General features: G+C 40.4%; 18 protein-coding genes. 3 read left to right on the forward strand and 15 right to left on the reverse strand.

Translation table 11 applies throughout. The features are described 5' to 3' along the window. Nucleotide 1: 1 nt before the first annotated feature. The 11 genes from pyrH to gdhA form a co-directional block, all read right to left on the reverse strand. A complete protein-coding gene (pyrH, locus tag H7T93_RS07030; RefSeq protein ID WP_002885551.1) occupies nt 2–739 on the reverse strand; it encodes a UMP kinase in 738 nt (245 codons plus the stop codon). Between the two features lie 237 nt (nt 740–976). Next, nucleotides 977–2,200 (reverse strand): sensor histidine kinase, encoded by a 1,224-nt coding sequence (locus H7T93_RS07035; RefSeq protein WP_059749077.1) that lies wholly within the window; start codon nt 2,198–2,200, stop codon nt 977–979. 13 nt (nt 2,201–2,213) lie between these two features. Then, nucleotides 2,214–2,891 (reverse strand): response regulator transcription factor, encoded by a 678-nt coding sequence (locus tag H7T93_RS07040; RefSeq protein WP_014633969.1) that lies wholly within the window; start codon nt 2,889–2,891, stop codon nt 2,214–2,216. A 1-nt stretch (nt 2,892) separates the two neighbouring features. Next, nucleotides 2,893–3,516 (reverse strand): GTP pyrophosphokinase family protein, encoded by a 624-nt coding sequence (locus H7T93_RS07045; protein WP_013990132.1) that lies wholly within the window; start codon nt 3,514–3,516, stop codon nt 2,893–2,895. A gap of 147 nt (nt 3,517–3,663) precedes the next feature. Then, nucleotides 3,664–4,287, reverse strand: a complete 624-nt coding sequence (locus H7T93_RS07050; RefSeq protein ID WP_195520171.1) for a GNAT family N-acetyltransferase — start codon at nt 4,285–4,287, stop codon at nt 3,664–3,666. Nucleotides 4,288–4,394: 107 nt separating this feature from the next. Next, nucleotides 4,395–6,173: an ABC transporter ATP-binding protein gene (locus H7T93_RS07055; protein ID WP_195520172.1), complete on the reverse strand. Its 1,779-nt coding sequence runs from the start codon at nt 6,171–6,173 to the stop codon at nt 4,395–4,397. Beyond that, entirely contained in the window at nt 6,163–7,977 is a 1,815-nt protein-coding gene (locus tag H7T93_RS07060) for an ABC transporter ATP-binding protein (protein WP_070839708.1), read from the reverse strand. The genes H7T93_RS07055 and H7T93_RS07060 overlap by 11 nt, the downstream gene beginning before the upstream one ends. Before the next feature lie 3 nt (nt 7,978–7,980). Continuing rightward, complete coding sequence (locus H7T93_RS07065) at nt 7,981–8,424, reverse strand: MarR family winged helix-turn-helix transcriptional regulator (RefSeq protein ID WP_070839705.1); 444 nt, start codon at nt 8,422–8,424, stop codon at nt 7,981–7,983. Between the two features lie 187 nt (nt 8,425–8,611). After that, complete coding sequence (locus tag H7T93_RS07070) at nt 8,612–9,022, reverse strand: peptide deformylase (RefSeq protein WP_139724742.1); 411 nt, start codon at nt 9,020–9,022, stop codon at nt 8,612–8,614. Nucleotides 9,023–9,178: 156 nt separating this feature from the next. Next, nucleotides 9,179–10,426 (reverse strand): YfhO family protein, encoded by a 1,248-nt coding sequence (locus H7T93_RS07075; RefSeq protein ID WP_260314200.1) that lies wholly within the window; start codon nt 10,424–10,426, stop codon nt 9,179–9,181. Between the two features lie 580 nt (nt 10,427–11,006). After that, nucleotides 11,007–12,359: an NADP-specific glutamate dehydrogenase gene (gene gdhA / locus H7T93_RS07080; protein ID WP_037597452.1), complete on the reverse strand. Its 1,353-nt coding sequence runs from the start codon at nt 12,357–12,359 to the stop codon at nt 11,007–11,009. Nucleotides 12,360–12,716: 357 nt separating this feature from the next. On the opposite strand from gdhA, the gene H7T93_RS07085 reads away from it, so the two are divergent. From H7T93_RS07085 to H7T93_RS07095, 3 genes are all read left to right on the forward strand, one after another. Then, entirely contained in the window at nt 12,717–13,823 is a 1,107-nt protein-coding gene (locus H7T93_RS07085; RefSeq protein WP_064520585.1) for an AAA family ATPase, read from the forward strand. Between the two features lie 56 nt (nt 13,824–13,879). Continuing rightward, nucleotides 13,880–14,641, forward strand: a complete 762-nt coding sequence (locus tag H7T93_RS07090; RefSeq protein ID WP_064520584.1) for an NUDIX domain-containing protein — start codon at nt 13,880–13,882, stop codon at nt 14,639–14,641. 68 nt (nt 14,642–14,709) lie between these two features. After that, nucleotides 14,710–15,213, forward strand: coding sequence for an HdeD family acid-resistance protein (locus H7T93_RS07095; protein WP_013990123.1), 504 nt, complete (start codon nt 14,710–14,712; stop codon nt 15,211–15,213). Nucleotides 15,214–15,291: 78 nt separating this feature from the next. Here the strand turns inward: H7T93_RS07095 and H7T93_RS07100 are convergent, their stop codons facing one another. The 4 genes from H7T93_RS07100 to H7T93_RS07115 form a co-directional block, all read right to left on the reverse strand. Beyond that, on the reverse strand, nt 15,292–17,172 hold the full coding sequence (locus tag H7T93_RS07100) for an ABC-F family ATP-binding cassette domain-containing protein (RefSeq protein WP_022496253.1): 1,881 nt from the start codon (nt 17,170–17,172) through the stop codon (nt 15,292–15,294). An 83-nt stretch (nt 17,173–17,255) separates the two neighbouring features. Next, nucleotides 17,256–18,458: a CCA tRNA nucleotidyltransferase gene (locus H7T93_RS07105; RefSeq protein ID WP_201041715.1), complete on the reverse strand. Its 1,203-nt coding sequence runs from the start codon at nt 18,456–18,458 to the stop codon at nt 17,256–17,258. Then, complete coding sequence (gene dapB / locus H7T93_RS07110) at nt 18,455–19,222, reverse strand: 4-hydroxy-tetrahydrodipicolinate reductase (RefSeq protein WP_048676350.1); 768 nt, start codon at nt 19,220–19,222, stop codon at nt 18,455–18,457. Before dapB ends, H7T93_RS07105 begins: the two co-directional genes overlap by 4 nt. 60 nt (nt 19,223–19,282) lie before the next feature. Next, nucleotides 19,283–20,125 (reverse strand): DegV family protein, encoded by an 843-nt coding sequence (locus tag H7T93_RS07115; protein ID WP_014633954.1) that lies wholly within the window; start codon nt 20,123–20,125, stop codon nt 19,283–19,285.

Below are 20,125 nucleotides of genomic sequence, written 5' to 3' on the forward strand. Positions count from 1 at the left end.
CTTATTTGTGTGATTCTGCTTTGTTAGATACAGTTGTTCCAATTTGTTCACCAAAGATAACACGTTTGATGTTTCCTGGTTCGTTCATGTTGAAGACAACAAGGTCAATGTCATTATCCATTGAAAGGGTAGAAGCTGTGGCATCCATAATTTTCAAACCACGTTTAATCACTTCCACGTGTGTCAACTCATCAAATTTAACAGCATCAGCGTTTTTACGAGGGTCGTCATTGTAGACACCATCAACACCGTTTTTAGCCATAAGAATAGCATCAGCTTCGATTTCAGCTGCACGAAGAGCCGCTGTTGTGTCTGTTGAGAAGTATGGTGAACCAATACCTGCTGCAAAGATAACAATACGACCTTTTTCAAGGTGACGAAGGGCACGACCACGAATATAAGGCTCTGCCACAGATTTCATATCAATCGCTGTTTGAACACGTGTATCAACACCGAGTTGTTTCAAACTATCTGCCATCACAAGGGCATTCATAGTTGTTCCAAGCATTCCAGTATAGTCCGCTTGAACACGATCCATTCCTGCTTCAGCTGCAGGTTCACCACGCCAAAGGTTACCACCACCGATAACTAGAGCAATTTGAATACCTGAATCCGCTACTTCAGCAATTTCTTTAGCCATAGCTTGGACAGTTGGAAGATCAATCCCAACACCTCGTTCACCAGCTAGAGCTTCACCTGAAAGCTTAATGAGGACACGTTTGTATTTTGGTTCTGCCATGATTTCTCCCTATTAACTATTTTGTTTTATGATTTGATTCTTAGCTGAGATTTATCTTTCCTAAGTCGTCCATTACCAGCCTTTTAAGGTGGTGAAGGGGGGCTCATTCGAGCATCTCCTTTTTATGATTAGGATAGGAAAATGGTTTCTTTTTTGCAAAGGAAACACTAAATCTTCATCCTTACTATTTTATCATAAATTAGGGTTTTCACCTAGTCAAATATTTAAAAAATATCCTTACAAGATAACCGTAAAGGTGATGGTGTCATTTTTATAAGAGGCAAAGATACGCCCCTTAAATAATTTGACCATGCTTTGGGCCATGGACAGTCCAATACCAAAACCTTTGTGTTCTCTGTTATTATGGGATTCTTCAATACGATAAAAACGCTCAAAAAACTTATTATAGTCAACAGCCTTACCATCTTTATAGGTGTTCGATACTTCTAGACGAGCCCGTTTTCGTGTCCTTCCAATCTGACGGAGCCTTACGGTTACTGTCCCTTCTGGATCACAATACTTGTTAGCATTATCCACAAGGAGGGTTACAAGTTCAAAGAGAGACTTCTCTTCTGCTTTCACATGAATATCCGGTGTGATGTCCATAACGAAAGATTTACCATCTCGGACGACAGGCCCCTTAAAGTCCTCTGCTGCATCCTCAGTAATATAGGAAAAATCGACATCTTGAAGAACAATATCCGGCTGTTCCTCCAGACGAGATAGGGCTACCAGAGAATTGATTAGAGTGGTCAAACGTGCCACCTGGTCGTTCGTCGACTTGGTCCATTCGTTCTCTCCAGTCATGAGTTCTTGTAATTCCGTATTGGCAGAAATAATGGCCAATGGTGTCTTTAATTCATGACCAGCATTGGTAATAAAACGTCGTTGCTTTTCGTAGTTTCGAATGAAGGGACGAATGACAATTCCTGATAAAGCACTGACAATGATGACAAAAAAGATAAAGCCAAACATTGATAAAAGGATAGAAAGACTTAACAAGGCTTGGGAAGAATTATAATAAGAGGTCGTGTCTAGAAAGACCACAAGGATCTTATTTTTGCTGACTTTACTAACCTGATAACTGAGATTAATATTTTTTTCTCTAATGGTTCCAAGAGTACTCGTCATTCGGCTAGCTTCTCGGGCATAAGTAGCGGCCTCTTCATCATTTATCAAGGAAGTATGACTGGTGTCCTGACTGACCACTTCATCACCAGACAAGGTCACGCTGAAAAAACGAAAACTATCTGATGGAATTTCACGCCCTTGATTGGTCTCAATTTTTTTCGTTTTTCCGAAACTACCATTATTTTCTGTAAGTGTGTTGAGAACCTTACTAATTTCCTGCTCCGTCTGAAAGGACCTTACAGTATTGATGATTCCCACCGTAAAGACCAAGATAAAGAGGATAGCCAAGGAAGCAATCGTAATAAATTGAAGTCGTAAACGTCTAAACATGGGCTACTCCTCTCTAATTGGCGAGAAGGCAAAAGTCGCCACCTTTTTCACCAAGAATGCTGATGTCGGCCTGGATGGCTTGCAATTTCTGACGCAGATAGGAAATATAGACCCAGACAATCGACTCATCCACATCTTCCTCATCCTCCCAAATAGTCTTAAAAAGGTGCTCAGTCGTTAATTTCTTGGCAGGATTGAGCATGAAGTGGGCCATTAACTTGGTCTCTCTGCTTGAAAGTCGAATAGCGTTTCCAGCTACCAACTCCTGCTCCTCTTGGTCCAATCGAACAGAACCAAGAGTCAAAATTTTGGCAGTGAAGCTCTCACTCACACGACGTTCTAATGAGCGCAGACGCGCCAAAAGTTCCTTAAGGGAGATTGGCTTGGTCAAGTAATCGTCTGCCCCAGCATCAAGACCGGTCACGCGATCATCAATTTCAGCCATAGCTGTCAACATAATGACATGCGTCCTATCCCCAGAGGAGCGAATCTCTTTTAGGGCCTCAATACCTGTTTTAATGGGCATCATAATATCCATAATCATCACTTGATAGGCATTCTGTTCAGCTAGGTCTACTGCCTCTTGCCCATTGAATGCTTGATCCACCTCATAACCTTGATGCTCTAGGGCTGCCTTATAAACTCGAGAAAGAGCCTCTTCATCCTCAGCTAGTAGAATTTTCAAAGCCATTCTAGTCCCCTCCTTCTTGAATTAAGTTACGGATGGTCTGCATGGTCAAATCACATGAAGCTAATTCATCCGCACAACGCTTAAGCTCACGGGTAATCATTTCTGGATTCTTGATGTCGTGCTTGTACTTCATCTGATGCTCCAAACTGGCCCAGGAATCCTGAGCAATGGTCCGTAACTGAACCTCAACAAAATAGGTTCCTCTCTCATTTCCTAGAACATCTGGAAACTCGGTTTCGATTTCCAAAATGAGGTGATAAGAACGATAGCCATTGGGCTTAGCATTTAAAATGTAATCTTTCTCGTTATAGATAGAAACGCCAGGGATAGCCTTGATAACATCAATAGTTTTGTAAATATCATCGACAAAGCCACAAACGATTCGAATCCCAATACTGTCACGAATTTCCTTGAGAGCAGATTGGCTGGTTTCAGGTAAATTTTTCCTACGACACTTTTCACGCATAGAATCGCTTTCTTTGATTCGTGAAATAAAATGTTCATAGAGTTTAAAGCCTGTTTCTTTTTTGCTAGTTATATTAGCCGCAATAATCGGGTCTGTTATTTCTTGTAGAATCTTGGGGAGATACTGAGCATATTCCCCATAAATACTTGGAGTTGACATATAAACCTCCTCTAATAGCGTTTCCTAATTATAGCATAGTTAGGCTTAAAAATAAGGAATGAGCCAGACAAGAAGGACTCTAAGGCTAAGAAAAAAATCCAGCCGAAGCCAGATTCATTTTGCTTATCTTAATTAAATAGCACAAGGCTATTCATCAAGCGATTTGACAAAAGGCCAGTTACCTAGTTTGTGTGTTTCATAAGTCAAAGCCTTATAACCACATTGCTTGTAGCCATTTTTCTCATAGAAAGGTACATTGTAATCGCGATTGGTAATCAAACCAAGACTGTGACCTCCTGTACTACGCACAAAAGGTTCAACCCCTTCAAGCAAGAAACGACTCCCTATCCCTTTTCTTTGATAATCTGGAGTCACCGCCAACATCATCAAGTACCAGTCGTATTCTGCAGAATCTTCCAGATGTCTTTCAGACTCTTCAACGAAGTTAAAATACTTGAACAACTTAGTAATGCTTATGAAACGGAAAAGCTTGGTCGCTCCGTTCTGGAGATAGTTAAGCATAGACACCGTCTGATGCTGTAAAATAGCTGCCGCAACAATGCGACCATCCTTTTCAGCCACCAAACACGAATCCATCTTTATAGCTAAACGCACCAACATTTCCTGCAAGGCTAAGACAAATTCCTCATACTGTTCAGGCTTCTTTAAATTACTGGCAATCATTGAAAGATAGGGATAATCTTCAAAGGCATCTGCACATACTTGTGCCACTTCCTGAACTTCGTCTAGTCTTGCTTTGCGATATTGCATCTTAATCTCCTAATCTGTCTGTTTTTTTCAGTATAACACAAAACGCATGACTGACAGTCATACGTTCTATGGTTTTTTGTAAAATCTTATAATTTTATAAGAAAAGTTTAGGCAACTTCTTCTGTAAATTGACTATTATAAAGATCAGCATAGAAACCATCTGCTGCCATGAGCTCATCATGATTTCCTTGTTCAATAATATTCCCATCTTTCATCACAAGGATAAGATCAGCATTTCTAATAGTTGATAAGCGGTGAGCAATGACAAAGGAAGTCCGACCTTCCATAAGTTTGTCCATGGCTTTTTGAATTAATTCTTCTGTTCTGGTGTCAACAGATGATGTCGCTTCATCCAAGATAAGAAGAGGGGCATCCTTCAGAAGGGCACGTGCAATGGTCAAGAGCTGTTTCTGACCAACTGATAATGTCACAGAATCATCCAAATAAGTGTCATAACCTTTTGGAAGTGTGGTGATAAAGTGGTGAACACCGACAGCCTTGGCTGCAGCAATAACTTGCTCGTCAGAGATATTTTCTTGGTTGTAAATTAAATTATCACGAATAGTACCTTCAAAGAGCCAAGTGTCCTGAAGCACCATAGAGAATTGGTCATGGACAGTTTCACGTTTCATATCGCCAGTATCCACACCGTCAATGGTGATATGGCCTTGATCGATGTTATAGAACTTCATAAGCAAGTTAACAATAGTCGTCTTACCAGCACCTGTTGGACCAACAATCGCAATCTTTTGACCTGGCTTAGCAAGAGCTGAAAAATCATGAATAATAGTCTTTTCAGGAGTATAACCAAAGGAAACATGATCAAAGACAACTTGACCTTTAGTATCTGTCAATTCAGCTGTCTTACTTGATTCGTCATCCATATCTTTTTCTTCCAAAAATTCAAAGATACGACCAATAGCTGCAGTGGCTGACTGGAGCTGTGTAATCCCTTGTGCAATTTGAGAAAGAGGTTGTGAGAAAATACGAACATAAGTCATGAAAGCCACCACATCACCAATAGTCAAGCTACCATCAATAACCTTAATAGCTCCCACAAGACAGACCATGACGTAACCAAAGTTCCCAATGAAAATCATAAGTGGCATCATAATACCTGAGATAAACTGAGATTGCCACATCGATTTATAGAGCTTATCATTAAGCTCCTTGAAAGCTTGACTACTTTCTTCAGATGCATTGTAACTCGTTACAACTGCTTGACCTGTGTAGATTTCTTCAATATATCCATTAATGTTAGCCAAATTTTCTTGTTGACGTTTGAAAAGGGGTTGTGAGAAACCCATGATGAAGGCTACTAGAACAAATCCTATCAAGACAGAACCAATCGCAGTGAAAGCCATAGTGACATTTGAGTAAAACATCATAATAATGACTGCGACCAAGAGAACACTTGAAGTAATTAGGGTACCCAGACCTTGACTAAGAGATTGTCCCAAAAGGTCAACATCATTAGTCACACGAGAGAGGGTGTCCCCTTGAGAATGACTGTCAAAATAATTAAGGGGAACACTGTTGATTTTCTTTTGGATAGCTGTACGGAAACGTTGGGAAAAGCGTTGGGTAACCGTCGCAACCGTAAAGCTTTGTAAGTAACCCACAATCGCTGAAATGGCATAGAGAACAGCCAAGGTCATAGCAATACTTGTCACCTTATCCAAATCAATACCTGGAATCGTCCCCATTTTGGTAGGTGTAATACCTTCAGTAATAGTATTGGTAATTTCTTTAAGCTTATCTGGTCCAATAACTGTAATGACTGCTGAAATAATTGCTCCAACAATCGCAAGGACAAAAGGAATTGGGAAACCTTTAATATAGGGTTTTAAGCGTTTATAGGACGATGTTTTTGGCTTATTTTCCATTTTCTAACTCCTCCTTAGACAATTGTGAATAAGCAATTTCTTGGTAAACCTCATTGTTAGCCAAGAGTTCCTTGTGGGTTCCTTGCCCGACTACTTTACCTTGATCAAGTACCAAGATTTGATCAGCATCCATAATAGTAGAGATACGTTGAGCAACAATCAACTTGGTCATATCTTGTGTTTTTTCAGACAATTCTTGACGCAGTTTACGATCGGTCTTATAGTCCAAAGCTGAGAAGGAATCGTCAAAAATCAAGATTTCAGGCTTACGGGCAAGTGCACGCGCAATAGCCAAACGTTGCTTCTGGCCACCTGAGAAGTTAGACCCCGCTTGAGCCACTTCTGCCTTAAGTTGGCCTTCTTTATTTTCAACAAAGTCTTTTCCTTGAGCCAATTCGAGAGCTTCCCAAATTTTAGCGTCATCTAGAGGACTATTATTGCTCATTCCCATTGTCATATTTGACGTGATATTACCTGAGAAAAGCACAGCCTTTTGTGGAATATAACCGACTATATTGTGCAAGGTTTCGTGATCATAATGTCGTACATCCACACCGTCAACCTTGATAGTTCCTTGCGTGGCATCATAAAATCGTGGGATAAGGTTGACAAGCGTTGATTTACCAGATCCAGTCGAACCAATAAAGGCAACCGTGTCACCCTTTTTAGCTTTGAAGCTAACATGCTCCAAAACAGGCTCTGAAGTTTCAGAATAACGGAAAGAAACATCATCGAATTCGACAGTGCCCACGTCTTTAGGTTTTTCAGAACTATTTTCAAGGTAAGAGACTGAAGATTGGGTATCTAGAACTTCATTGATACGTCCAGCTGCTACAACTGCTCGTGGAAGAAGGAAGAAGACAACAATCATCATCATGAATCCCATAACAACCTGCATAGCATAAGATGAGTAAACCACCATATCTGAGAAGAGATGGATTTTATTTTCCATGGCAGCAGCAATCTTAGTTGGATCTGTTGGAATCTTAACATCTTCAATCAGATGCGCACCAATCCAATAAATAGCTAGCGTCAAACCACTTGATACAGCAGTCATCACCGGCGTCAGTAAGGCAAAAGAACGACCGATGAAAAGATTGTTTTGGGTCAAATCAGTATTGGCCTTTTCAAATTTATCCTCTTGATAACTCTCAGCGTTATAGGCACGCACCACACGAATTCCAGTAAGAGATTCACGCGTCACACTATTGAGTTTATCTGTCAACGTTTGAATCAAGCGTTGCTTAGGCATGACCATAATCAAGAGGAAGAGCATGAGAATGGCAATTACGGCCACAGCGACAAGCAAGGCAAGAAGCCAATTCCCATTTTTATCAGCAATCTTTGTAATAGCCCAGATTGCCATAATAGGTCCCTGTGTAATAACCTGTAACCCCATGGTCAGTACCATCTGTAATTGTGTAATATCATTTGTCGTGCGGGTCAAAAGACTAGGAATAGAGAATTTCTTAATCTCGGCATCCGAAAAATCTAGAACCTGATGGAAGATATCATCACGAAGACGAGTGGTAAAACTAGCTGCTGTTCTGGCAGCTAGAAAACCAACCACTACAGAGGCCATAAAACCCGCAAAGGACATTAAAAGCATTCGCATCCCTGGGGCATCCGTATTCCAAGCAAAAATATCCGACGCCTTAGTCCCCTTGGTTGATAAGAGGGTTGTAATGTCAGACATATAGTCTGGAATTTTCAAGTTTAGATAGACGTTCAAACAAACAAATATCACAGCTAAGACAATCATACTTAACTCTTTTGCCGTCAAACGTTTAAAAATTTTAAACATAAGTTACTCCTTATTTTTCTCTAAATTCTTGCGAATTTGGTGAAAGACTCGAAAAGCTGTTTCAGCATCTTCTTTCGAAATACCATCTAACAACTGTTCATGGATAGCCTCTCGGAAATGTCCGACATCTTGGGCCTTCTTTTTACCCAAATCTGTCAGATGAACATACTTGTAGCGTTTGTCCTTGTCAGATGTCACCAATTCAACAAAACCATTTTTCTCCATACGTTTAACCAAATTACTAGCCACTGACTTGGAAATAGATAGTCTTTTCTCGATATCTTTGATAAAAATTTCCTTATCTTGGTTGTCAGACAAATACTTGACAGCAAATCCTTGCGGGCCAGCTAAATGCTCAACGCCATACGCTTTACCTAACTCTTGCACGCGAGATTCCATGGTATTGATGAATTCTCTGAAGTCACTAAAAGGATCTTTTCCATGCATTGCAAGCTCCTCCTTAAATAATTCTCATGAAAACTATTTTAGTTTCTATGAGAACTATTGTCAAGAAAAAAGTTCCTATGAGAACTAAAAAAGAGTGAAAAAGAATATTTTTTTCCACTCTCACTCACGTAACTGTGATTATTAAGGCTTTGGACTCTAAAACCTAACAACGCTTGAGCTAGGCTATCTAAATAATAATACCCTCCAAATGGTCCAATTCATGTTGAATAATTTGAGCTGGCATGCCAGAAAAACTTAACTGTTTAGGCATCCATTGTTCATCTAAATAAGCTACCTCAATCGACTCATAACGTCTGGTTGGACGACTTCCTTCTAAAGATAAACAAGACTCCTCTGTTTGAAAAGGTGAGGATTTGCTGACTAAAACAGGATTAAACATGACTAGATTAACAAAACCGATATTTACGATAATGACACGCTTTTTAACTCCAATCATATTGGCAGCCATACCCACACAGGCATCCTTATGAAACTCCAATGTATCACGCAAATCTTTAGCCAAATAGAGGTCTTCTTTAGTCGCTTCTGTCGATTTTTGTCCAAGGAAAAAGATATCCTTTACGATAGGTTTTATCATCTATTTACTCCCTTCTCTTATCTAAACTATGAAATGATATATCCTTCTTTTATCGGAACCAAAGGTCTTCATTCCAAATAAATCACCTTGACCTATTATATCAAAAGGCCCACCCTCTAGTAAAACAGACAAAAAAAGAAACCCGCAGGCTCCTTTTTAGTCATCTTTCTTCACTCTATACAAATAACCAATAAAAACCAAAAGACTAATAGTTGAAACACTCATTGCCACTTTAGCAACTGTAGTATAGCTATAGGTCAAAACAACACCATGTTTACCTGGTGGTAAGACTAGATTAGTTGGATTCTTTTCCTTAGCTAAGTAAGTGGTTACTCGCTTCCCATCAATCCTTGCTTCTTGTCCTTTGTAGTAGAAAACTGGCAACGACAAGACCTTAGATTCTTTAGACTCGTTGGTCACCGTAAGTACTAGCTCGTTGGGAGAACGGCTGATGAATGGCTTGATTTCCTGATTATCCAAGAAAAGGTGTTTGTCAAAGACAAAGCCAAAAGGCTCTTCTTTATTGGTATAATCCCCATTTATATTTTTATAAGTTCCCTTGGCCAGCATTTCTCTCGTGACTTTGGTATCGCTTGGCAATATATTCTTTGCTTTAGTCATCTTATCTTGAACAGTAACAATCTGAAACATATTTAGACAAAGACCTAACAAGACAAGTATTGTCGATGCCTTTATAGAAATATTTTCTAAAATATTCGCCAAAGCTAAACTGAAGAAAAGCAGAGCAAAACTCCATAATCTCCAAGGAAATTGAAGGTTGGACACTGGACTTGCCTGTAAGAACTGCCAAGGAAAACTATTCAAAGTCAAAAAGGCCAAAACAAAAGAAATAAAAAGGTAAATTCTAGCTTCCTTATCCTTCACAAAACGCTTAGCAAAAATCAGGCTTAGCAATAAGCCCAGGAGATAGAGAAGATTTACTGATGGAGTCCTTAAATCACTTTTTAGAATCAACTCCCAGTTGTCTGCCAGACTTAAAGCTGTCTTTGATAGGAGCGGTTTAAAAGTCGTTCGTAGAGTGACATACTTGAATTGCTCTATCATAGGAACAAAGAAAGCTAGAGACATACTAAGAGTGACAAGGGTGGCCTTAAGAAATCCTAGGACACGTTCTTTTTTATTATCCCAAATCCAAAAACTAGTTACCACCGCAAAGAAAATCCCAACAGAAGCCAAAAGGACCGATAAGACATGGGAATAAACTAAACCAAGCATCCCAAGAGTCAAAATCCACCATTTCTTGTAATCTCCAAAAGTTATCAAACGAACGCCAACGAAAACTAGAGGTAGAAAAATCATCGCTAGCGTTTCGCCAACGGCCGCCCGGTAATAAGAATTGTGCAAGAAATACCCCGAAAAGAGATAAAAGGTAGAAAATATCATCACCTGTTTATCAGAATATTTCAATAAACGTAATCCGTAAAAACTAAGCAAACAAGTTACAAAGCGAACAAGAAACTGAAAACTCATCCAGGCTACAAAGACCGACTGAGTCAGCTTATAGATTATGAAAATAGGATAATAAGTTAACCAGGGATAAAAGGTATTGATTAATTGTCCGGTCCCTCCGTTAGTCGTAAAATTAATAGGACTCTTCCAGACAGTATCCAAAGATAAGAGTCGGTTAATGTGAAAGACAATATCATCACCATAAAGCTTGTCCCTAAAAAAGAACATAGGCAGTATTGACACCATACTGATTAAGAAACTTATTAGAATGATTGTCTGATTAGTATACTTCTTCTTTTTTACCCCACAGGGACCCTTTCCAACACTCAAAATTATTCCTCTCATATTCTAATTCATAAAAATCTGCTCTAGAAAGAGATTTCTTACAAGGTCATTATACCAAAAAAAGCACGGAACTCCTCTTCCTCCTAAGTCTGTCTAAACAAAAAAAGAAACCCGCAGGCTTCTTTTCTTATTTTATCGAGAGGCTTATTAATCAGGTCAAGGCTGTTAATTAAACAATACCTTGAGCTGACATAGCGTCTGCAACTTTAAGGAATCCAGCGATGTTGGCACCCACAACAAGGTTACCTTCATGACCAAATTCTTTAGCAGCTGCTGCGGCATTTTCGTAGATACCTTTCATGATATCGTAAAGTTTAGCATCAACTTCTTCGAATGTCCATTGTGTACGTCCGCTGTTTTGTGCCATTTCAAGAGCTGATACAGCAACACCACCAGCGTTAGCAGCTTTGGCAGGACCAAATGATACACCAGCTTTAAGGAAGACATCAATAGCTCCCAAAGTTGAAGGCATGTTAGCACCTTCTGAAACAGCCAATACACCATTTGCTACAAGTGTTTCTGCATCTGTTTCATCCAATTCATTTTGAGTTGCACATGGGAATGCCAAGTCAGCTTTGATAGACCAAACTGTCTTTTCACCACCAGCAGGTGTGAAGGTTGCATTTGGACGAGCTTCTGCATATTTAACGATACGTTCACGTTTAACTTCTTTGATTTCTTTCAACAAGTCAACGTCGATTCCGTCTGGATCATAAACAAAACCAGATGAGTCAGAACATGTTACCGCTTTAGCACCTAGGCTTTGCAATTTTTCAATAGCGTAGATGGCAACGTTACCAGCACCTGAAACAACTGCTGTTTTACCGTTAAAGTTTTCACCACGTGCATTAAGCATTTGTTCTGCAAAGTAAACAGCACCGTAACCAGTTGCTTCTGTACGAGCAAGTGATCCACCCCAGTTCAAACCTTTACCAGTAAGAACACCTGTGTACTCATTACGAAGACGTTTGTATTGGCCATAGAGATAACCAATTTCACGTCCACCAACACCGATATCACCTGCAGGTACGTCTGTATCTGCACCAATGTGTTTGCTCAATTCAGTCATGAAGCTTTGGCAGAAACGCATGATTTCGTTATCTGATTTACCTTTAGGATCGAAGTTTGATCCACCTTTACCACCACCGATTGGTTGACCAGTCAATGAGTTTTTAAAGATTTGTTCGAAACCAAGGAATTTAATGATTGATTGGTTTACTGATGGGTGGAAACGAAGACCACCTTTGTAAGGACCAATAGCTGATGAGAATTGTACACGAAAACCACGGTTTACTTGTACTTGTCCTTTATCGTCAACCCATGGCACACGGAATGAAACGATACGTTCTGGTTCAACCAAACGTTCCAAAAGGTTTTCTTCAATATATTTAGGATATTTGTCGAAGACAGGAACAAGTGAATCGAAAACTTCTTCAACTGCTTGAAGGAACTCAGCCTCATGGCCATTTTGAGCTTTCACTTTTTCAAAAACGCTAGCAACGTACTCTTTACCTGTTGTCATATCAATGTTTCCTTTCAAATAATTACCTTAGTAATTTAATTACATGAATAGTATAAATTTTCAGAATCTTCTTGTCAAGTATTTTCTGCTATTTTTTTGATTTTTATGTTAGCTTTTATGACATAGCAAGTGATCTATCTTTTTTAAGCTACTCCTAAAAAGTTATCAATTCAACAATGTAAACGGATTCTATTTTTCTAGTTTTTCTCCAAAATTTTTTAAACTTTTTTTGAACTTTAAATCTAAAATAACCTAAAAACAATTTAGTAAAATTACTATTTTTACATTTACAAAGATCCCCAACTATGTTATTATGAATTTAGTAATTTTACTAAATCTTGAAAAGGATCATTTTTTATGAAAAGAAAGCAATTATCAGGAAAGCACATCGGCATTGTTTTTGGAACTTTCGCTCCAATGCATGTTGGGCACGTTGACCTTATTACCAAGGCAAAACGCGCTAATGACAATGTGCTCGTCATCGTAAGTGGCAGCAACACACAAGAAGATCGAGGGACACGCGCAGGCCTATCGCTCAACCGCCGTTTCCGTTATGTTCGAGAAGTTTTCTATGATGATGAATTAGTCGTTGTGGATAAACTGGATGAGGCTGGGATACCAGCCTATCCCGAGGGATGGGTACCTTGGGTTAATCGTGTCAAAGAGCTTATCTCTAAAAATACGGATAATCCTGAAAAGATTACCTTTTATGTTGGAGAGCCAGAGTACGTGACCGAGCTCAATCGCTATTATCCTCAAGCTCAGGTAGAACTCATCGAACGCTCTATTATCAACATCTCTGCTACCGAGATTCGCGACAATCCTATGGAAAATTGGAGTTTTATCACCAAGCCTTTCCGTCGTCACTTTACTCATAAGGTCCTTGTCGTGGGCTCTGCTAGTGGTGGAAAAACTACTCTTGTTAAAGATTTGGCCCGAACTTACAACGCTCCCTGCTCTCTGGAATATGCTAGGGAGTATCAAGAAAAGTATAATGTACGAGATGACGAGTTAGATACTAACGATTATATTCACCTCCTGACAGATCAATATGCCCAGACCTCTGATATCATTGATAAAGGGCAGCACTCAGGACTTATCTTTGCCGATACCAACTCAACAGTCACCAAGGTTTATATCGATTACTATTTGAAAGAAAATATTTCTAAAGAAGAATTTGACATGCTGGATAGGCTCTATCAGGTAACCCAGGCCCGTGAAAAGTGGGATTTGATTTTTGTGATTCTGCCAAAATCAAACTATGTGGATGATGGTTTCCGTGACATGACTATGGCTGATAACCAAACACGTGACTGGTTTACCCAGCACCTCTTAGACCTCCTATCACCATTTAAGGATAAAATCGTTATTTTAGGGGAAAATAGTAATAGCGACAGCTTCTTTGCGGATAACTACCATCACGCTAAGAAGGCAATCAAGGAACGTCTACACATCGAGATTTAGAAGACTGATGTAAAGCCATCATCATTTGAACTTACAATAAATAAAGGAGGAAACCTATGACTAAAACCTTCGAAAACTCTGGTGGTGAAAAGGAATTTTTGGACATCTATCGGCGAGAAGAAATGGATAAGTACGTGAAGCCCTCAGTGACCGTTGACTCGGTCATCTTCCGCTATTATGAAGGAAGAGTCCAAACCTTACTTATCAAGCGAAAAAATCATCCCTTCATGGGAAAATATGCTCTCAGTGGTGGCTTCGTTCAGGAGCAAGAGGATCTCAATTTAGCTGTCTGTCGCGAAGTTCAGGAGGAAACATCCGTTAAGCTCAACCCTGATCACATTGAGCAACTCATTACAGTGGGAACACCTTATCGGGATCCTCGGATGTGGACTATCACAGTGGCTTATCTCTGCTTCATGACTTTTAATGATATTCAAGTAGAAAAGGCGGCCGACGATGCGGCGTCTACGCATTGGTTAGACATTGCCATGGTAGATGGTAAACTGCAACTTACTGATGGTGATAAGGCGCTGTCACACGATGATCTTGCCTTCGACCATTGGGAAATTCTCTTAACAGCTATGGAACGTATCAAGGGACGACTCGAATACTATCCAACTATCCTTTCTATTATGCCTGAGGAAAATACTCTAACCACCTATCGTCAACTTTTTGGGACCTTTAATGAAGACTACCTTAAGATGGATTCTACAAACTTCTTGAGGCGTTTTAAACATCTCTTCCAAAAGACAGGCCGTCAGGTAGCTACTAGAACCAGAAAAGCTGCCACCTATACTTATCATATTAAACCACTCTAAAGAAGGTCTTTGTTTGACAATTTGATGCTTACATAGTAGTATTAAGAAAAATTAATAAGAGGTATCCTATGAAAAGTTTTACATTGATTAGTGGCATTCTCATTACACTCTTGGGTGTCTTTTTCTTCGCTAATCCTACAAACCTTCTTGCCATCGTTGGTTGGCTGTTTGCCCTAGTGATGCTCATATCTGGTGTTTCAAGTCTCATGGTTTATTTTAAACGAGATAACGAAAACCGCTCCTTCTTCCAACTGCTTCAGAGTATCATTTCCATTGTTTTTGGGATTATTTTGCTATCAACATCAGCATGGGTGCTCTCAGGTGTAGCTGTAACCATTATCGCTTGGTGGCTTCTTGTCTCAGCCTTTACACAAGGCTTTCAAGCTCATCGCCAACGTCAATTCGGCTTCTCAGGACAACCTGCCCTGTCAATCGCCTTAATTTGTCTGGTATTTGGGCTCTTGCTCTTTAGTGCTCCGTTTTTCTCAGCCTTTCTTATTGGGCGCTTGGTAGCTTCCTTAATTATCTTTACGGGTGTTTCAGTCCTTTCCTTTTCATTCCGCTTGTGGTAAGAAGAAACCAGACACTACATAAACATCAAAAAGCCTTGCAAATGCAGGGCTTTTGTCATACTTTGATTACTAAAGAGCTTATCCCTCTAGCTCACTCAAATACTCATAGCGTTCATACTTTTCAAGTAGGGTTTCGTTAGCAGCATCCAAATCACGTTGAAGGGTAGCTAACTGTCCATAATCGCTAGCATTTTCAAGCATGGCTGCTTCAATCTCTTCGATTTTGGCTTCAAGGTCAGCAATCTCATCCTCGATGGTCGCCCACTCTTGTTTTTCAAAGTAGCTCATGCGTTTTTTATCTTCTTTAACTTTCTCAACTTTAACGCTAGCTTGCTCTTTTTCCTTCTCGAGGAGGGCTGATTGCTCTTGTAAGAAGGCTTTTTCATCAAGGTAGTCTGTGTAGTTACCAAAAAACTCTCGAACACCACCCTCTTCAAAGGCTAGAATCTTGTTAGCTACCTTGTCCAAGAAATAGCGGTCGTGACTTACGGTAACGACAGGGCCGCCAAAACCATTAAGGAAGTTTTCCAAAACCGTCAAAGTTGCAATGTCCAAATCATTTGTCGGCTCATCCAAGAGCAGAACGTTGGGCTTTTCAATCAGAATCTTAAGTAGATAAAGACGTTTCTTTTCCCCACCAGAGAGCTTGGCAATCTGTGTCCCATGGGTAGAACGAGGGAAAAGGAATTGCTCCAAGAGCTCTGTGATACTGGTTGTCCCAACCGTTGTCTTAACTTCATCTGCAACTTCTTGCAAGTAGTTAATGACACGCTTGCTCTCATCCATATCTTTAATTTGCTGTGAGAAATAACCAATACGTACCGTCTCACCAATATCTAGGACACCAGCTGTAGGCACAAGGTCACCATTAATCAGATTGAGCAAGGTCGATTTTCCGACACCATTATCCCCAACAATACCGATACGATCACGATTTTGCATGATAAGATTGAAATCACTGAGAATTTGCTTGCCATCTTCATAAGCGAAATCGACATGCTCGAAGTTCACTACCTTCTTACCAATACGGCTGGTCTCAAAGTTAATTTCAAGATCCTCATTATTGACCGTTTGGTGAACCTCACCCTTAAGATCCTTAAAGCGATTGATACGAGCTTGTTGTTTGGTTGCACGTGCCTGCGGTTGCGTTCGCATCCATGCCAACTCCTGCTTATAGAGTTGCTTTTTCTTGTGAAGGGCTGCTGCATCTCGTTCATCTTGTTCGGCCTTTAGACGCACATAGTCTTGATAATTCCCTTGATATTCAATCAAATTAGCCTGGTCTAACTCAAAGATACGTGTGGCTACATTGTCCAAGAAATAACGGTCGTGGGTAATAAAGAGTACCGTCTTTTTAGAAGACTTGAGAAAATTCGTCAACCAAGCAATAGTATCAATATCCAAATGGTTGGTTGGCTCATCCAAGAGCAGGAGATCTGCATCATTCAAGAGAACCTGAGCCAACTGCACACGACGACGAAGACCACCTGAGAGGTCCCCGACCTTTTGCGAGAGATCTGACAATCCCAACTTAGACAAGACTGTCTTAACCTCGCTCTCAATGGACCAAGCATCTAGACTATCCATCTCAGCCATAACCTTCTCCAAGCGAGCCTGATTCTCCTCAGAATAATCTGCCATAAGGGTTTCATATTCACGAATCAAAGCCATCTCACGAAGGTCTGATGACAAGACTGTATCAAGCACTGTCTTGCTGTCATCAAATTCTGGCTCCTGAGTCAAATAAGCAATCTTATAGCCATTAGCCTTAGTGAAAGGTGACACATCACCATCAAAACCAATACGCTCAGAGACAACATCTAGCAAGGTTGTCTTACCTGTCCCATTGACACCAATAATCCCAATACGATCCAAATCATGGATAATAAATGAAATCTCTTTAAAAACCGTCTTGTCTCCAACGGACTTGGTTAATTTTTCAACAATAAAATCTGACATCTTACTTCCTTCTTACAAATAACACCGCTACGGATCCTACGCATGCTCTGTAGCGGTGTGTCATTTTTATAACGTCCGTAAACTTATTTCATAGCTTGAACAAAGGCCATAATAGCTTCCTTGTCATTAGCTAGTTTCCCATCAACGATGGCATTTTCAATGGCTTTAAGTGCACGACCAAGGTCCGGACCAGGTTTGAATCCTAGCTCCTTCATCAGCGTGCCACCATTCACAACGATTTCGTGCTTATCATGGATGAGCAACTGACCATCCAAATCGGCAATACGCACATAATCGACATCCAAGCCCTGAGCCTGTCTCAAAGTCTCAGCCGCCTCTAAGAGCTCCTTACCATACTGATAAACATCTTGTTTAGTCACGGCTCTCTCCAAACGGAAATTGAAAATCTCAATCAAGGACTGAACTGTCTTTTGGAAATTAACAGACGTCTTCCATTTTTTAAGGAAAGAGCGTGGATTATCATGCTTGAGAGCCAAAAGAGTTGCCGCCCAAGCCTGTTCAGAACTTGTAAATCTAAAGTCCTCCACATAGTCTGCCACAAAAGACTGCCATTCTTCAGCAGTTTCTTGAAAATCCGGAAGGTACTGATAAGCCTTAGTCGCTAGAAGTGCCTTGATTCCCTTTTTCCAATGTGGGGCCAAAAGCAACTTATCGAACTCGATGAAACTTCGCTCAATCGAAATCTTTTCCAGAAGTGGGGCATGGCTGGTCATAGCCTGAAAAGTTTTTTCTTCGATATCAAAGTCTAAACTCGCTGCAAAACGTAGCCCTCGCATGATACGAAGAGCATCTTCGTTAAAGCGTTCCTCAGCCTTACCAACAGCCCTCAAAACACGGTTGTCCAAATCAGCAAGCCCATCGAACTTGTCGATAACCTCAGCATTTTCATTAAGAGCAAAAGCATTGACTGTAAAATCACGACGCTTGAGGTCCTCTTCCAATGAACGCACAAAGGACACGCTAGACGGACGACGGTAATCTACATAGACGTCCTCTGTTCGGAAGGTCGTCACCTCATACTCACCGCCATTTTCCAAGACCAAAACGGTCCCATGCTCAATACCGATATCCACCGTACGCTCGAAGATCTGCTTGGTCTCCTCAGGATATGAAGATGAAGCAATGTCTACATCATGAATGGGACGGTTAAGAAGGGCATCTCGTACCGAACCACCAACAAAGTAAGCCTCAAAACCCGCAGCCTTAATCTTCTCTAATATTGGTAAAGCCTTCTGAAATTCAGAAGGCAAATAACTTAATCTCATAGTAAATGTTCCAAACCATAAACAAGCTGATCACGTTTAACCACTTCTTTAATACCTAGGTTAACTCCACCCATAAAGGAAATACGGTCATAAGAATCATGACGCAAGGTCAAGCCCTCTCCTTGGGCACCAAAGATAACCTCTTGGTGAGCTACAAGCCCTGGCAAACGCACACTGTGAATGCGGAAACCATCAAACTCAGCACCACGTGCTCCAGCGAGGGTTTCCACTTCATCCTCAGCTCCCTGACGTTTAGACTCGCGAACCTCACGAATAAGTTCAGCTGTTTTCACTGCTGTACCTGAAGGCGCATCTTTTTTCTTGTCATGGTGAAGCTCAATGATTTCAAGATCTGGGAAATATTTGCTAGCTTCTGCCGCAAACTTCATAAGAAGGATAGCACCAATAGCAAAGTTAGGGGCAATCAAACCACCAATAGACTTGTCTTTAGAAAGGTCTGTCAATTCCTGAATTTGTGCTTCAGTAAATCCTGTGGTACCCACAACTGGTGCAAAACCATTCTCCAAAGCAAAACGAGTATTTTCATAGGCAACAGCTGGCATAGTGAAATCCACCCAGACATCTGCGTCAAAGCCAACCAAATCCGCTTTATCTGTGAAGACAGGAACACCGTCCACTTCTTTTTCTGTCGCAAATGGGTCAAGCAAGGCAGCCAAAGTCAATTCGTCATCTCCCTTGACCATTTCAACCGCAGTTGAACCCATTCTTCCTTTAAATCCAGCAACAATAACTTTAATAGACATGTCATTTTTCCTCTCTATTGATTTTAATCATAGACAAACCCCATTCCAGATGGATAGTACTTATTTGGTAAATTTAGGTGTTATACCTAGTACTAGTGCTCCTTCACCCAAGTGTGTCGCAATTACAGCACATAAGGATACCACTGTTGAAACGCTAATTCCCTGTGCTTCTAGCTGCTTTTTAAAATCTTCAGCTTTTTCAGGAGCATTGGTGTGAAGGATACTAAGTTCCATTTCACGATTTTCCTCAGCTAGGGCAACCAAACGTTTCACAGCTTTCTTCTCTGTACGCACCTTTTCAAAAACAACGATTTTTCCTTCGTCATTAAAATTCAAAATAGGTTTGATAGACAAAAGATTTCCTAAAATCGCCGAACCATTCGACAAACGGCCACCCTTAACCAGATGATTAAGATCATCCACAAGAATATAAGCCGTCGTTTGGTCAACTTGCTCCTCAAGCTTCTTCAAAATGTTCTCAAAAGACATCCCTTGAGCTGACCAATGCAAAACGTTTCTCACCATGGTTCCCATAGGAGCTGCTGTGATTTTTGTATCAGGAAAAGCAATCTTCAACTTGGCATGGTCCTCAATCAAAAACTGACTATTGGCCCAAAAACCAGAGATTCCTGAAGAAAGGAAAAGCCCAACGACATGGGTATAACCTTTCTCCTCAAACTCCATAAGCAAGTTATCCAAGTCAGCTAGATTAGGTTGCGACGTCTTGAGCAATTCCTCAGAGTTTGCCATTTGCTCATAAAACTGATTGACATCCAAGTTTTTTCCTTCAACAAAAGGCTGCCCCTCAATGATGACCGGAATATCTAAAACATAAACATCAGCATGGCCCTGAATTTCAGCAGGGAGATTAACTGATGAGTCCGTAATAACTGCAAGAGACAT

This window comes from Streptococcus sp. 9.1 (assembly GCF_016648815.1).
Taxonomy (GTDB): Bacteria; Bacillota; Bacilli; order Lactobacillales; family Streptococcaceae; genus Streptococcus; species Streptococcus salivarius_E.

What these genes read in the sequence shown, in the direction of transcription:
- pyrH (WP_002885551.1), bottom strand. Translation starts at nt 739, where the DNA reads ATGGCAGAACCAAAATACAAACGTGTCCTCATTAAGCTTTCAGGTGAA.
- H7T93_RS07035 (WP_059749077.1), bottom strand. Translation starts at nt 2,200, where the DNA reads ATGTTTAGACGTTTACGACTTCAATTTATTACGATTGCTTCCTTGGCT.
- H7T93_RS07040 (WP_014633969.1), bottom strand. Translation starts at nt 2,891, where the DNA reads ATGGCTTTGAAAATTCTACTAGCTGAGGATGAAGAGGCTCTTTCTCGA.
- H7T93_RS07045 (WP_013990132.1), bottom strand. Translation starts at nt 3,516, where the DNA reads ATGTCAACTCCAAGTATTTATGGGGAATATGCTCAGTATCTCCCCAAG.
- H7T93_RS07050 (WP_195520171.1), bottom strand. Translation starts at nt 4,287, where the DNA reads ATGCAATATCGCAAAGCAAGACTAGACGAAGTTCAGGAAGTGGCACAA.
- H7T93_RS07055 (WP_195520172.1), bottom strand. Translation starts at nt 6,173, where the DNA reads ATGGAAAATAAGCCAAAAACATCGTCCTATAAACGCTTAAAACCCTAT.
- H7T93_RS07060 (WP_070839708.1), bottom strand. Translation starts at nt 7,977, where the DNA reads ATGTTTAAAATTTTTAAACGTTTGACGGCAAAAGAGTTAAGTATGATT.
- H7T93_RS07065 (WP_070839705.1), bottom strand. Translation starts at nt 8,424, where the DNA reads ATGCATGGAAAAGATCCTTTTAGTGACTTCAGAGAATTCATCAATACC.
- H7T93_RS07070 (WP_139724742.1), bottom strand. Translation starts at nt 9,022, where the DNA reads ATGATAAAACCTATCGTAAAGGATATCTTTTTCCTTGGACAAAAATCG.
- H7T93_RS07075 (WP_260314200.1), bottom strand. Translation starts at nt 10,426, where the DNA reads ATGATATTTTCTACCTTTTATCTCTTTTCGGGGTATTTCTTGCACAAT.
- gdhA (WP_037597452.1), bottom strand. Translation starts at nt 12,359, where the DNA reads ATGACAACAGGTAAAGAGTACGTTGCTAGCGTTTTTGAAAAAGTGAAA.
- H7T93_RS07085 (WP_064520585.1), top strand. Translation starts at nt 12,717, where the DNA reads ATGAAAAGAAAGCAATTATCAGGAAAGCACATCGGCATTGTTTTTGGA.
- H7T93_RS07090 (WP_064520584.1), top strand. Translation starts at nt 13,880, where the DNA reads ATGACTAAAACCTTCGAAAACTCTGGTGGTGAAAAGGAATTTTTGGAC.
- H7T93_RS07095 (WP_013990123.1), top strand. Translation starts at nt 14,710, where the DNA reads ATGAAAAGTTTTACATTGATTAGTGGCATTCTCATTACACTCTTGGGT.
- H7T93_RS07100 (WP_022496253.1), bottom strand. Translation starts at nt 17,172, where the DNA reads ATGTCAGATTTTATTGTTGAAAAATTAACCAAGTCCGTTGGAGACAAG.
- H7T93_RS07105 (WP_201041715.1), bottom strand. Translation starts at nt 18,458, where the DNA reads ATGAGATTAAGTTATTTGCCTTCTGAATTTCAGAAGGCTTTACCAATA.
- dapB (WP_048676350.1), bottom strand. Translation starts at nt 19,222, where the DNA reads ATGTCTATTAAAGTTATTGTTGCTGGATTTAAAGGAAGAATGGGTTCA.
- H7T93_RS07115 (WP_014633954.1), bottom strand. Translation starts at nt 20,125, where the DNA reads ATGTCTCTTGCAGTTATTACGGACTCATCAGTTAATCTCCCTGCTGAA.